Annotated in this window: 14 protein-coding genes; 12 read left to right on the top strand and 2 right to left on the bottom strand. The window is 68.2% G+C overall.

Features of this window, described 5'->3' with window-relative positions; all coding sequences use genetic code 11:
- The first annotated feature begins 13 nt into the window (after positions 1-13).
- Positions 14-703, top strand: a complete 690-nt coding sequence (locus tag FPP74_RS07600; protein WP_095275143.1) for a response regulator transcription factor — start codon at positions 14-16, stop codon at positions 701-703.
- On the opposite strand, the gene FPP74_RS07595 is transcribed toward FPP74_RS07600, so the two are convergent.
- Complete coding sequence (locus FPP74_RS07595) at positions 700-1,596, bottom strand: hypothetical protein (RefSeq protein ID WP_095275142.1); 897 nt, start codon at positions 1,594-1,596, stop codon at positions 700-702. The genes FPP74_RS07600 and FPP74_RS07595 overlap by 4 nt on opposite strands.
- A gap of 33 nt (positions 1,597-1,629) precedes the next feature.
- Between FPP74_RS07595 and FPP74_RS07590 the strand changes: the two genes are divergently transcribed.
- The 5 genes from FPP74_RS07590 to FPP74_RS07570 all read left to right on the top strand — a co-directional run bounded on the left by FPP74_RS07590 (position 1,630) and on the right by FPP74_RS07570 (position 5,060).
- Complete coding sequence (locus FPP74_RS07590; RefSeq protein ID WP_144717795.1) at positions 1,630-2,586, top strand: Ppx/GppA phosphatase family protein; 957 nt, start codon at positions 1,630-1,632, stop codon at positions 2,584-2,586.
- Positions 2,586-3,431, top strand: coding sequence for a hypothetical protein (locus FPP74_RS12250; protein WP_186439411.1), 846 nt, complete (start codon positions 2,586-2,588; stop codon positions 3,429-3,431). Before FPP74_RS07590 ends, FPP74_RS12250 begins: the two co-directional genes overlap by 1 nt.
- A 76-nt stretch (positions 3,432-3,507) precedes the next feature.
- Positions 3,508-4,341: a pyrroline-5-carboxylate reductase gene (gene proC / locus FPP74_RS07580; RefSeq protein ID WP_144717792.1), complete on the top strand. Its 834-nt coding sequence runs from the start codon at positions 3,508-3,510 to the stop codon at positions 4,339-4,341.
- Between the two features lie 210 nt (positions 4,342-4,551).
- The gene (locus tag FPP74_RS07575) at positions 4,552-4,743 is read left to right on the top strand and encodes a helix-turn-helix domain-containing protein (protein ID WP_095275138.1); all 192 of its coding nucleotides are present in this window, start codon (positions 4,552-4,554) and stop codon (positions 4,741-4,743) included.
- Between the two features lie 215 nt (positions 4,744-4,958).
- Entirely contained in the window at positions 4,959-5,060 is a 102-nt protein-coding gene (locus FPP74_RS07570) for a 30S ribosomal protein bS22 (RefSeq protein ID WP_003855542.1), read from the top strand.
- A gap of 147 nt (positions 5,061-5,207) precedes the next feature.
- Here the strand turns inward: FPP74_RS07570 and FPP74_RS07565 are convergent, their stop codons facing one another.
- Entirely contained in the window at positions 5,208-6,260 is a 1,053-nt protein-coding gene (locus FPP74_RS07565) for an HAD-IB family hydrolase (RefSeq protein ID WP_095547054.1), read from the bottom strand.
- 112 nt (positions 6,261-6,372) lie between these two features.
- On the opposite strand from FPP74_RS07565, the gene FPP74_RS07560 reads away from it, so the two are divergent.
- The 6 genes from FPP74_RS07560 (at position 6,373) to FPP74_RS07535 (ending at position 12,406) form a co-directional block, all read left to right on the top strand.
- On the top strand, positions 6,373-6,591 hold the full coding sequence (locus FPP74_RS07560) for a glutaredoxin family protein (RefSeq protein WP_095275327.1): 219 nt from the start codon (positions 6,373-6,375) through the stop codon (positions 6,589-6,591).
- Between the two features lie 57 nt (positions 6,592-6,648).
- Positions 6,649-7,974, top strand: a complete 1,326-nt coding sequence (locus FPP74_RS07555) for a glutamyl-tRNA reductase (RefSeq protein WP_122084627.1) — start codon at positions 6,649-6,651, stop codon at positions 7,972-7,974.
- The gene (gene hemC / locus FPP74_RS07550) at positions 7,974-8,858 is read left to right on the top strand and encodes a hydroxymethylbilane synthase (protein WP_144717790.1); all 885 of its coding nucleotides are present in this window, start codon (positions 7,974-7,976) and stop codon (positions 8,856-8,858) included. Before FPP74_RS07555 ends, hemC begins: the two co-directional genes overlap by 1 nt.
- 171 nt (positions 8,859-9,029) lie before the next feature.
- On the top strand, positions 9,030-10,754 hold the full coding sequence (locus tag FPP74_RS07545) for a bifunctional uroporphyrinogen-III C-methyltransferase/uroporphyrinogen-III synthase (protein ID WP_144717788.1): 1,725 nt from the start codon (positions 9,030-9,032) through the stop codon (positions 10,752-10,754).
- A 33-nt stretch (positions 10,755-10,787) separates the two neighbouring features.
- Positions 10,788-11,786 (top strand): porphobilinogen synthase, encoded by a 999-nt coding sequence (gene hemB / locus FPP74_RS07540; protein WP_186439410.1) that lies wholly within the window; start codon positions 10,788-10,790, stop codon positions 11,784-11,786.
- Between the two features lie 5 nt (positions 11,787-11,791).
- Positions 11,792-12,406 (top strand): hypothetical protein, encoded by a 615-nt coding sequence (locus FPP74_RS07535; RefSeq protein WP_144717784.1) that lies wholly within the window; start codon positions 11,792-11,794, stop codon positions 12,404-12,406.
- Positions 12,407-12,412 lie beyond the last annotated feature (6 nt).

The raw sequence follows: 12,412 nt of genomic DNA, 5'->3' as shown, positions 1-12,412 counted from the left end.
AAAGGGAAGACCTGTGACAACCATCCTGATCGTTGAAGACGAAGAATCTTTGGCTGATCCCCTGGCCTACCTCCTGCAAAAGGAAGGCTTTGACACGCTCGTGGCACAGGACGGGCCCAGCGCACTCGACCAGTTCGGCGACAACGACGTGGACCTGGTCCTCCTGGACCTCATGCTGCCGGGCATGTCCGGCACCGAGGTGTGCAAGTCGCTGCGCTCCGTCTCCTCGGTCCCGATCATCATGGTCACCGCCCGCGACACGGAGATTGACAAGGTCGTGGGCCTGGAGCTCGGCGCCGACGACTACGTGACCAAGCCGTACTCAACCCGCGAGCTCATCGCCCGCATCCGCGCCGTGCTGCGCCGCGGTGGCGAGACGGAGGAGGCGAAGCCGGCCGAGCAGGAGGTCCTCGTTGGCGGCCGCGTCAAGATGGACATTGAGCGGCACACAGTGCTTATCGACGGCACGCCCGTCCCCATGCCACTCAAGGAGTTCGACCTCCTGGAGTACCTGATGCGCAACGCCGGCCGCGTCCTCACCCGCGGCCAGCTCATCGACCGGATCTGGGGCGCGGACTACGTCGGCGACACGAAGACGCTCGACGTCCACGTCAAACGCCTGCGCACCAAGATCGAGGCGGAGCCGTCCAAGCCGAAGCTGCTGGTCACGGTCCGCGGCCTGGGCTACAAGTTCGAGGGCTAAGCCTGCTTCCGGGCCGCCGGGTGAACCGCTTTCGCCTCGGCGGGTAGCGCCGCGCGCGCCGCGCAGTGCGCCGCCACGATCTCGTAGGGCTTCTCGCCGATCAGCGCGGTGAGCTCGTCCTTCATGGACTGCCACACCGGCGTCGCCGAGCCGCTGCCGGTGGGGGTGTGGCAGCTGGGGGCGCTGGTGCACCACCAGTCGAAGTCCTCGCCGCCCCCGCCCCACTGGCGCCGGTCGTACTCGCCGATGGTGGTGCGTAGAATCTCCTCGCCGTCGGAGCGCTCTTCGTACTCGTCCTCGCGCGAAAACGGCACCTGCCAGCACACTTCCGGTTTGGAGCCGATGATGTTGCGGCCCTCCGCCATCGCCCACTGGTGCAGGGCGCACCCCGGCCCCGTCCCCTCCTTTGAACGGTTGGCAAAGATGCACGCGCCGTCGACCACGCGGGTCTTAATGTGCGGCCCGTCGTCCTCTTCCTCGGTGTCGTCCCACTCCAGCCACGGCTCCAGGATGGTCGGGTCGGCGTTGGCAATGTAGGAGTCGGTCTCGGCGGGCCGCAGCTGCCAGTACTTCGCCGGCATTTCCGCAACGGCGTTGTAGAGGTCGTCGCGGTCCGACTCGTCCGAGAGGTACGCGCCGTGGATGCAGCAGCCGACCACGGGGAAGCTCTCATCAATGCCCAGGCACTCGGGCGTGCCAAACCGGCACGACCAGGTGGATTCCAGCCAGGTCAGGTCGAGGCTGAAGTAGTGGGTGGGGTCGTCGGGGTGGACGAACTCGAACCATTCGTGCGGGAAGTCTGGGCGGGTTTCGCGCCCGGCCAGGATGGACTTTCCGGCCGGCGAGTCTGCGGGGAAACCGAGAAAAACTTGGTTCGAAGCTGGCTGATTCACACCTCAACACGGTAGACCCATTACCCTAGTGGTGTGCGATTAGGTGTATTAGATGTTGGCAGCAATACCGTCCATCTCGTGGCGGTAGATGCCCACTCCGGCGGCCGCCCGACCCCGATGAGCGATTGGAAGCAGCCCCTGCGACTTGTGGAGCAGCTGGACGCGGACGGCAATATCGAGGACAAGGGCGTGAGCAAGCTTATCGACGCCGTGCAAGAGGCCAAGGACCTCTCCGACAAGCTCAAGTGCGATGAGTTGCTCGCGTTTGCCACCTCGGCGGTGCGTTCGGCGACGAACTCAGACGCGGTGCTGAAGAAGGTGGAGAAGAAGACCGGCGTGCAGCTGCGGGTCATCTCCGGCGAGGAAGAGGCGCGTTCCACCTTCCAGGCGGTCCGCCGCTGGTACGGCTGGTCCGCCGGTCGCATCACCAACCTGGACATCGGCGGCGGCTCCCTTGAGCTGTCCACCGGCACCGAAGAGGTGCCGGACTTGGCCGTGTCGCTCAACCTGGGTGCCGGCCGTCTGACCCACGAGTGGTTCGACACCGACCCGCCGGAGCGCAAGAAGATTAATGCGCTGCGCGATTTTATCGACGCCGAGCTCGTCGGCCCGGCCGACGAGTTCCGCGCGCTTGGCGAGGCCGGCCTGGCCGTCGGCACCTCCAAGACGTTCCGCTCCCTGGCCCGCCTCACGGGCGCCGCGCCCTCCTCGGCCGGACCGTACGTGCAGCGCACACTCACCGCCCCGGGGCTGCGCCAGCTCATTGCCTTTATTTCCCGCATGACAGCGGCGGACCGCGCGGAGCTCGAGGGCATCAACTCGGACCGCTCCCACCAGATTGTCGCGGGTGCCCTGGTGGCCGAAGCCGCGATGCGTGCACTTAATCTTGATAAGTTAGAGATCTGTCCTTGGGCGTTGCGCGAAGGCGTCATTCTGAAGCGGATTGACCAGGGACTTGCCCCAGGAGATGACGAAGGAGACAACGCCTAATGTCTGAGGAACGGCAGCTGACCGTTGCGGAGCTTCTTGCCCGGGCCCAGCAGGACAACCCCGAGGCAGGCAAGCGCCGTCGGCGTCGCCGCAGCTTGGAAGACGGCGGCGTGTCTGTCGCGGAGCTCACCGGGTCCCTGAAGAAGGTCGAGGCGCGCCCGCCGGAGTCGAAGCACTCCAACGTGCCTATCGACGCACCCCCGCAGCCCCCCAAGGGCGCGAAGCCAACCGGCGCTTCCGCCCCCGTCGAGGTGGTGAAGGTTTCGCCGGAGCCGGCGGAGCCGAAGCAGCCTGCGGAGCCGAAGCAGCCCGCGGAGCCGAAGGTGCCGTCCGCGGGCGACACCGCCGTCCTGCGGAAGGTCCCCGACGCGTCCGCCCCGAAGGTGGCGCCCAAGGCTGAGCCGAAAACTGAGTCTCAGACTGCTGGCGCGTCGCGTCCGGTGCGTACCGAAGACACATCGCAGATCCCGGTTGTCGCGCCGGAGACGTCGGCAACCGCGCCCGCCGAGCCGCGCGAGGAGCGCCCCGTCGAACCGGCCGCGCCTGTCCAGTCGCCGGAAGCAGCGGAGGCAGCGGAGGTGGACGAGCCGGTTGACGAGGGCGTCAACCCCATCGTCCTGGTCCTGCTGGTGTTCGTCGGCGTCCTGCTCGGCGTGCTCGGCTTCCTCGCCTTCCAGTGGGTCTGGGCGCACATGTCCACCATCGTCGCCGCGATCCTGGGCGTGGTCGCCGTCCTCGCCGTCATCTTCGGCGTGCGCGCGATGCGCACCGGCAAGGACGCGCTGACCGTCACGATGGCGGGTATCGCCGCCGTGGTCATGGCGTTTGGCCCGGCGCTGATCTAAACGCCCCCGCAGTACAAACCCTCCACTGAGCCCTCCACTGAGCGCAACTGCCGGTGGAGGGTTTAGTCTGTCCACCATGGAATCCACGACTGCACCCACGTTCCAGGGCAAGATTGCCATCCTCGGCGCCGGCAGCATCGGCGAGGCCCTGCTGTCCGGCCTGGTGGCCAGCGGCATCGACCCCAAACAGATCACGGCCACGAACCGCACGGCGGCGCGCCGCGACGAGCTCGCCGACCGCTACGGCGTCAACGTCACCGACGACAACAACGGCGCCGTCTCCGAATCGCAGGTGGCGTTCCTGTGCGTGAAGCCGGGCCAGATCCTCGGCCTCATCGAGGACATCAGCACCGACATCGCCGATTCCGACTCCGCTACGGTGCTGGTCTCCATGGCCGCGGGCATCTCGCTGCAGGCGATGGAGGAGGCCGTCTCGGCCGCGGGCACCCCGATCGTGCGCGTGATGCCCAACACCCCGATGCTGGTGGGCAAGGGCGTGCTCGCCGCGGCGTTCGGCCGCTTCGTTGACGACGAGCAGCACGCCGCGATCAGCGAGCTGCTCTCCGCGGCCGGCAAGCTCGTCGAGGTCAAGGAGAAGCAGATGGATGCGGTCACCGCGCTCTCGGGCTCCGGCCCCGCCTATTTCTTCCTGGTCGCAGAGGCGCTTGTCGACGCCGGCGTGTCCCTCGGCCTGCCCCGCGACCTCGCCACCGAGCTCGCCTCCGCCACGGCCGCCGGCGCCGGCGCGATGCTGGAGGGGGAGCAGACGCCGACCGAGCTGCGGGCCGGGGTGTCCTCGCCGGCCGGGACGACGGTGGCGGCCATCCGGGAGCTCGAGGAGTCCGGGCTGCGCGGCGCGTTCTACCGGGCGACGGAGGCCTGCGTGAACCGTTCCGCGGAGATCGGGTGATGGTGTGTGGGGGTGGGTGTGGCGTCGATAGGCACTCTGCGTCCCACTCTTCACACCAATGACGCGGCGTCTCTGGGGACTCACAGAAAAATTTTGGCACTCAGGTCGCATTCGGCCCTGGTTTCACGATAGTCTGGTTCAGGCACGTGCGTGTTCGTCCTGTGGGAGGGGAAGCCTACAGCGCGACCGTGCTGAAGGGTTAAGTATTTTATGGCAAACGAAGACAAAGGTAAGTTCCTGACAGTCGCAGAGGTCGCAGAGATCATGCGCGTCTCCAAGATGACGGTGTACCGCCTCGTGCACTCCGGCGAGCTGCCGGCCGTGCGCGTGGGTCGGTCGTTCCGTGTGAACGAGGGCGCGGTGAATGAGTACCTGGAGTCCTCCGTCTACGACGTGGGATAACGCCCTTGCGCTGCAACCGGCGCCGCTCGCTTCCAGTCAAGGCGGGCGGCGCCGGATTTTTGGTTGGACACGCGGCGGGCTGTATGCTGTCAACCATTGATGTCGGCGCACGCCCTGCGGAGTGTGCACCTCACGCCGGCCCGTTCGCCCCGCTTGGCGGGGTGGCGGTCGCGCTGACAGGCACTGTACGTACACCAAGGAAACGAGGAAGCCCCATGGGTTCTGTGATCAAGAAGCGCCGCAAGCGCATGTCCAAGAAGAAGCACCGCAAGATGCTGCGCCGCACCCGCGTTCAGCGTCGTAAGCTGGGCAAGTAGGCCTTGCCGGCCCGCACCCGTTCCCGTTGGGGCGGGTGCTTTTTCGTGCCCGCGCACCTGTGCCGGGTGGGGTGCGGCCTAGCTGACGAAGACCGGATGACGAAGATGCGAGAGGCGACTAGTCGCATCTTCGTCATGGCCGTCTCGTCATCCTTCAGGAGCCGCATCAGTATGGTCGGCGCCCCGCCTCGCCGCGGCCACACCCGCCACACCGGCAACCGCGACCGCACCCGCAACGCCCAGCGCCACGCGGCTGCGCGCCAGCTTGCGCAGCGGCCGGTACTCGCGCACCGCCCACCCGGCTGCGCGGGCGTGGCGGCGCAGCGCCCGGTCCGGGTTCACCGCCACCGGCACCCCGACCATGCCGAGCATGGGCAGGTCATTGATACTGTCCGAATAGGCCGTGCATTTGTCCAGGTCAAGGCGCTGGATCGCGGCAAGCGCCGCCACCGCGTGCTTCTTGCCGGGGCCGTGCAGGATGTCGCCGACCAGCCGCCCCGTGAACACCCCGTCCTGCTCCTCCGCGACGGTGCCCAGCGCGCCGGTGAAGCCGAGCCGCTTCGCCAGCGCCTGGCCGATCTGCACGGGCGTGGCGGAGACCAGCCACACCTGCTGGCCCGCGGCGATGTGCATGCTGGCCAGCTCGATCGTGTCCTGGTACGCCTTGTCCAGCATCTGGCGCTCCACGATCTCCTGGCACAGCGCCTTAAGCTCGTCGACGCGCTTGCCTTTCACAATCCCCAGCGCCTGCTCGCGCCCCGCGGCGATGTCCGAGTGGCTCTCCGCACCGCGCAGCCGGTACCGGATCTGCTTGAGCAGGGCCGGGAACAGCTCGCCGGCGGTGATGAAGCGCCGCCTCGCCAGCCCCTCGGCGAGCAGGATGAGCGAGGAGCCCTGGATGAGGGTGTTGTCCACATCAAAGAACGCGGCGGCCTCGGTGTCCTGCGGCACGTCCGGGTCCGGCGGGGTGATGGTGGGGGTGCCGGCGGTGTTGAAGGCGCCGCCGACGGAGTCGATGCCGAGCGAGAAATCGTCGATAGTCAGCCCGAACGTTTCCTCGATGGCGGCCGCCGCGGCGGCTTCGCCGGCAGTGCGTTGGGCGGAGGCGTCGAGCGGGGGCAGGGCGAGTTCCTCCAGGAAGCGCCGGAAGTTTCCGTGGGAGACGGACCAGTACGCGAGCAGATCGCGGTGTTCGGTCATGTCCTGCCTTTCGCGGTCGGGGGTGCGCGTGAGATAGCTTGGAACTTTGGAATATCGTACCGCTTGGGTTTCCGTGGAGAGGGAGTGACCAAACGTGAAGAGGGTCGAGCTCATGGTGCGCGAGGGCTGCGGGTCGTGCGACCGCGTCGCCGCGCAAATCCGCCCGCTCGTGGCAGAGTGCGGCGCGGAGCTTTCGCTTATCGACGTCGACGCCAACCCCGACAACGCCGCCGAGTACGGTGACCGCGTCCCCGTCGTGGTGATCGACGGCGAGGAGTTCGCCTGCTGGGAGGTAGACTCGGACGACCTCGTCGCGGAACTCAGGTCGTAGCGGGGTATCCTTTAGTTTGATTTTTTCTGGATTTGGCTGGATTGCTGGAGTGATTGTGTGAGTGTGCTCGTCGTAGGGATGTCGCACCGTTCTGCGCCGGTGGCGCTGCTGGAGCGGCTGAGTATGGACGAGACGGTGCAGCACGACACGGCGACGGCGCTGGTGTCCCGGCCCGCGCTGACGGAAGCGATGATCATCTCCACCTGCAACCGTCTCGAGGTCTACACCGTGGCTACCGCCTTCCACGCAGGGGTCGAGGACGTGCTGCACGTGCTCGCGGACGTCTCAGGCGTGCCCGAGGCGGAGCTGCGCGGCTACCTCTATGTGCGCTACGCCGACGCCGCTGCGGAGCACATGTTTACCGTGGCTGCGGGGCTGGACTCCATGGTGGTGGGGGAGCAGCAGATCATCGGCCAGGTGCGCTCCGCCTACTCGGACGCCGCCGAGCGCGGCACCGTCGGCCCGGCCCTGCACTCGCTGGCGCAGACCGCGCTGCACACCGGCAAGCGCGTGCACAGCGAGACCGCGATTGATGATTCCGGCGCGTCCATGGTCACGCTCGGCCTGGACCAGGCCATGCGCGAGATGGAAAGAGAGGACTTCTCCGGCACCACCGCGCTGGTCCTGGGGGCGGGCGCGATGAGCTCGCTGGCCGCCACCCACCTGGGCAAGCGCGGCGTGGACAAGCTGATCATTGCGAACCGGACGCGCTCGCGCGCCGAGCGCGTGGCCGAGCACGCCCGGGAGGCGGGCGTTGCCGCGGAGGTCGTGGACTTCAACGCCCGCGCCGGCGCGATCGGCCGGGCGGACATCACCGTCTCCGCCACGGCGTCGGACGACTTCACCATCACCCCCGAGGACCTGTCCGGCCCGACCGTGCTGGTGGACCTTTCCCTGCCGCGCGACATCGATGACGCCGTCACCGAGCGCGACGGCGTGCGCCTGATCAACATCGAGTCACTGCACGCGACGTTGCGCGACAACGACAGCGAGGATTCCCGCGCGCTGCAGCAGGCGGAGGCCATCGTGCGCGAGGAGGTCGAGGAGTTCAGCTCGGAGCAGCGCGTCCGTGACGTCACGCCGGCGGTGACGCGGCTGCGCAGGACGGCCGCGGAGGTGCAGGCGCAGGAGCTCGAACGGCTGCGCACGCGCCTGCCCAACCTCTCCGAGGAGGAGTTTGACCAGGTTGGTAGGGCGGTGAAGCGTGTCGTCGATAAGCTTCTGCACACGCCGACGGTGAAGATTAAGGAGCTCGCCGCATCCTCCGAGACGGTGAGTGTAGAAATGGCGATCGAGGAGCTGTTCGGGCTCGGGCGATCCTCGGTGGCGGTGGACGCGCAGCGCCTGCCGCGGCCGGACGAACTGCAGGCGAAGGAGAACTGATGCTCAAGATTGGTACCCGCGGGTCCCACCTGGCCACCACGCAGGCAGGTCACGTGCGTGACGCGCTGATCGCGGGCGGCGCTGAGGCGGAACTGCACATCGTGACCACCGCCGGCGACCTGAATATGTCGCCCGTCGAGCGCATCGGCGTCGGCGTGTTCACCACCGCGCTTCGCGACGCCCTCGCGTCCGGCGAAGTTGACGTGGCCGTCCACTCGTTCAAGGACCTCCCCACGGCTGGCGACGCCCGCCTCCACCTCGTCACCCCGGAGCGCGAGGACAACCGCGAAGCGCTCATCGCGCGCGACGGGCTGACGATCGCGCAGCTGCCGCAGGGCGCCAAGGTGGGCACTTCGGCGCCGCGGCGCGTCTCGCAGCTGCGTGCGCTGCGCCCCGACCTGGACATTCGCCCGCTCCGCGGCAACATCGAAACCCGCATGAGCTACGTCGAGCGCGGCGAGCTGGACGCGATCATCCTCGCCTACGCGGGGCTGTGCCGCGGCGGGTACGCCGAGCGCGCCACCGAGGTGTTCGACCCGGCGACGCTCATGCCCGCCCCGGCGCAGGGCGCGCTGGCCGTGGAGTGCCGGGCGGACGACGCGGCGACGCGCGCAGCGCTCGACGCGCTTGTCAGCGCGGAGGCGACCGCGTGCGCCGCCGCCGAGCGCCAGGTGCTGGCCACGCTCGAGGCGGGCTGCACCGCCCCGGTCGCGGCGTACGCGGAACTGGGGGAGTACGGCGCGCTGACGCTCCACGCTGGCGTCTTCGCCGTGGACGGCTCCGCGCAGCTGGTGGAGACGTTGACCGGCACCGATGCCGCGGCGCTGGGGCGCGAGGCCGCCGAGAAGCTGCTCGAGCGCGGGGCCGCGGACATCATGGAGTAAGACGCGGGTTTGGTTTTCGGGCCGCTTCCATCTTAAGGTGTAACTACCATACGTCGGATTGCCCCGGCGCAACTGGGTCCCATGGGGAGGGCGCGCCTTGCTGCGCGCAGCCCGCACTGAGCGTCCTGTTGCGCCGAGGCTACTGTTTTGCGCCTTAGAAAAGATCGTTCTATGACATTGCCCTCGCTTACGCCCCCACCGGGGAAGGTCATCTTCGTCGGTGCAGGCCCGGGCAACCCTGATCTGCTTACCGTCCGCGCACGCGAGGTGATGGAAACTAATTCTATCGCCCTCGTTGATCCGGACGTCGCTCAGGGTGCCCGAGACGTCGTCGCCGCTAAACTGCCTGTTCCCAAGGCTAAAATGCAGGCCGCCGACGAGGCGTACGCGCGCATGGTCGCGGAAGCGAAGGAAGCGGGTGCGCGCCGAAAGCCGCCGCGCCCGGACGACCCGACCGCGGCCGAGGTAGAGGAGCTCGCGCTGTCCGCCGACACCATCGTGGAGGCCGTGCAGCGCGCCCTGGGCGAGGCCACAGCGTCCATCGAGCGCGGCGAGGCCGGCGACGGCGACGTGGTCCGCCTGGTCCGCGGCAACCCGCTGACCCGCGACGCGGTGATGGAGGAGATCTCCGCCGTCGCCGCCGCGGGCATCGAGTTCCAGGTCGTGCCGGGCATGAGCCTGCCGTCCACGGTGCCGTCGTTTGCGGGCATCGCGCTCGGCTCCACCTACACCGAGGCGGACCTGACCTCCGGTATCGAAGGCATCGATTTTGACCAGCTGGCGTCCGCGCCGCAGCCGCTGGTGCTGCAGGCGGAGCAGGAGCAGCTGGGCGAGATTGCCGACGCGCTCATGGAGCGCGGCTTCGGCCCGTCCACGCCGGTCGCGGTGACGACCCACGGTACGACGCGCCTGCAGCGCACCGTCGACGCCACCCTGGAAACCCTGGGCAAGCTGGACGCCGACCTGCCCGGATCCCTCGTGGTCACGCTCGGCGCGGTGGCGGATGACCGCTCGAAGTACTCGTGGTGGGAGAACCGTCCCCTCTACGGCTGGCGCGTCCTCGTGCCGCGCGCGAAGGAGCAGGCCGGGCCGATGAACGCCCGCCTGAGCTCCTACGGTGCGATCCCGCAGTCCGTCCCCACCATTTCTATGGAGCCGCCGCGCAACCCGGCGCAGATGGACCGCGCGATCAAGGGCATCGTGGAGGGCCGCTACCAGTGGGTCCTGTTTACCTCCGTCAACGCCGTGAACGCGGTGTGGAAGAAGTTTGCGCAGCTGGGCCTGGACGCCCGCTCCTTCGCCGGCGTCCACCTGGGCGCGGTGGGGCAGAAGACGGCGGACGCGCTGCGCGCCCGCGGCATGTTCCCCGAGCTGGTGCCGCACCGCACGAAGCAGAACGCGGCCGGGATGGTGGAGATTTTCCCAGAGTACGTCGAGGACATCGACCCCGTCAGCCGCGTGCTGCTGCCGCGCGCCGACCTCGGCTCCGATCTGCTCGTCGACGGCCTGAAGGAGAAGGGCTGGGAGGTCGACGACGTGGTGGCGTACCGCACGGTGCGCGCCGCCCCGCCGGCGCCCGAGACCCGCGACATGATTAAGACGGGCGGCTTCGACGCCGTCTGCTTCACCTCCGCGTCCACGGTGAAGAACCTCGTGGGCATTGCGGGCAAGCCGCACCAGCGCACCATCATCGCCTGCATCGGCCCGAGCACCGCGGCCGAGGCGAAAGAGCAGGGGCTGCGCGTGGACGTAGTGCCCGAGGTGGCGGACGTGCCTTCGCTTATCGACGCCCTCGCGAACCACGTTGCCAACCTGCGTGCCGCCGGCCAGCTCCCACCCCCGCGGAAGAAGCGCCGCACCCGCCGCAAGCCCGTGGCCAAAGCGTCCGGCGAGTAGGTACGCACGGCCACGGGGCCTATGATGGTGGCCATGTCTACCTACGATTTGCCCCGCCGTCCCCGCCGCCTCCGCCAAAACGCCGCGATGCGCGCGTTGACTGCGGAGACGCGCTTGCACCCAGCGGACTTCATTCTCCCGATGTTTGTGGCCGACGGCATCGAGGAAAAGCGCGAGATCACGTCCATGCCGGGCGTGTACCAGCACACCACGGACTCCCTCATGGCACTGTGCCACGAGGCGCTCGAGGCCGGCGTGAAGTGCATCGACCTGTTCGGCGTTCCCCTGGACGAGGACAAAGACGCCACCGGCTCCGTCGCCTGGGACCCGGAGGGCGTGCTCAACCGCAACCTGCGCGCGCTGCGCGAGGAGTTTGGCAACGACCTGCTCATCATGGCGGATACCTGCCTGGACGAGTTCACCGACCACGGCCACTGCGGCGCCCTGAGCACCGACCGCTACGGCAACCAGTTCGTGGACAATGACGCCACGCTGCCGCTCTACGCCCAGATGGCTGTCTCCCAGGCGGAGGCGGGCGCGCACATCGTGAGCCCGTCCGGGATGATGGACGGCCAGATCGCCGTCATCCGCGAGGCCCTCGACCAGGCCGGCCACCAGGACGTGGCCATCATGGCGTACTCCGCCAAGTACGCGTCGAAGTTCTTCGGCCCGTTCCGCGACGCCGTCGGCTCCTCCCTCCAGGGCGACCGCCGCACCTACCAGCAGGACCCGGCCAACATCCGCGAGTCGCTGCTGGAGACGGAGCTGGACCTCGACGAGGGCGCGGACTTTGTCATGGTGAAGCCGGCCCTGCCGTACCTGGACGTACTGAGCCAGGTCGCCGAGATTTCCCCGGTGCCGGTGGCCGCCTACCAGGTCTCCGGCGAGTACGCGATGATGGTCGCCGCCGGCCGCAACGGCTGGATCGACTTCGAGGAAACGATGATGGAGTCGCTGATGTCCATCAAGCGCGCCGGCGCGGACCAGATTCTGACCTACTACGCCATCGAGGCAGCAAAGGAACTGAAGTAGCGTTTATGGTTAGCCTTCCCCCGACGCCCCAGCGGGCACCGGAGCGACGCCCGATGCCGGGCGGAGGAGCGTCGTCAAGCACTTCGATGCCCGAGGCCGTGCGCCTCATGCTCGCGTGCTGGGCGGTGATGATCGGCGGCGAGCTGATCCACCAGATCCTCACCGTCGTCATGACCGTGCTGGACCCCGCCCCGCTGCGCGAGAGCGCCAAGGAGGCGGCGAAGGGCCAGGAGCTCAGCGACGCCATGCTCAACCTCGGCATCTACGGCTCGGTTGTGCTCATGGCGCTGATCCAGCTGCTCATCCTGGCCGGGTTTGCCGTCGCGCTGCGCATGGTGGCCAACCGGGGGAAGCGCGCGGCGGCGGCGCGACGCCTCCTGCAGATCTTTGCCACCTTCTTCGCGCTGCGCATGGTCACGCTGTACATGATGTCGCCGGGGTCCACGGCGGTGCCGATCGCGCTGTACGGGGCGGACGGCGTCGTGCAAATCATCCTCGGCGTGGCGGGCGCGATGGGACTGTTCTACGCTTCGCAGAAGGACTCGGGGGACTGGGTAGAGCCGCCGGCGCACCAATCTCCGCAACAGCCACAGCACGACGATCCCGCGGGTAAACAGTAAAGGAGC

The organism is Corynebacterium sp. NML180780, from assembly GCF_007786415.1.
Classification (GTDB): domain Bacteria; phylum Actinomycetota; class Actinomycetes; order Mycobacteriales; family Mycobacteriaceae; genus Corynebacterium; species Corynebacterium gottingense.
This window is presented reverse-complemented; position numbering and strand designations above follow the sequence as displayed.

What these genes read in the sequence shown, in the direction of transcription:
- FPP74_RS07575 (WP_095275138.1), top strand. Translation starts at nt 4,552, where the DNA reads ATGGCAAACGAAGACAAAGGTAAGTTCCTGACAGTCGCAGAGGTCGCA.
- proC (WP_144717792.1), top strand. Translation starts at nt 3,508, where the DNA reads ATGGAATCCACGACTGCACCCACGTTCCAGGGCAAGATTGCCATCCTC.
- FPP74_RS12250 (WP_186439411.1), top strand. Translation starts at nt 2,586, where the DNA reads ATGTCTGAGGAACGGCAGCTGACCGTTGCGGAGCTTCTTGCCCGGGCC.
- hemC (WP_144717790.1), top strand. Translation starts at nt 7,974, where the DNA reads ATGCTCAAGATTGGTACCCGCGGGTCCCACCTGGCCACCACGCAGGCA.
- FPP74_RS07545 (WP_144717788.1), top strand. Translation starts at nt 9,030, where the DNA reads ATGACATTGCCCTCGCTTACGCCCCCACCGGGGAAGGTCATCTTCGTC.
- FPP74_RS07535 (WP_144717784.1), top strand. Translation starts at nt 11,792, where the DNA reads ATGGTTAGCCTTCCCCCGACGCCCCAGCGGGCACCGGAGCGACGCCCG.
- hemB (WP_186439410.1), top strand. Translation starts at nt 10,788, where the DNA reads ATGTCTACCTACGATTTGCCCCGCCGTCCCCGCCGCCTCCGCCAAAAC.
- FPP74_RS07565 (WP_095547054.1), bottom strand. Translation starts at nt 6,260, where the DNA reads ATGACCGAACACCGCGATCTGCTCGCGTACTGGTCCGTCTCCCACGGA.
- FPP74_RS07570 (WP_003855542.1), top strand. Translation starts at nt 4,959, where the DNA reads ATGGGTTCTGTGATCAAGAAGCGCCGCAAGCGCATGTCCAAGAAGAAG.
- FPP74_RS07560 (WP_095275327.1), top strand. Translation starts at nt 6,373, where the DNA reads ATGGTGCGCGAGGGCTGCGGGTCGTGCGACCGCGTCGCCGCGCAAATC.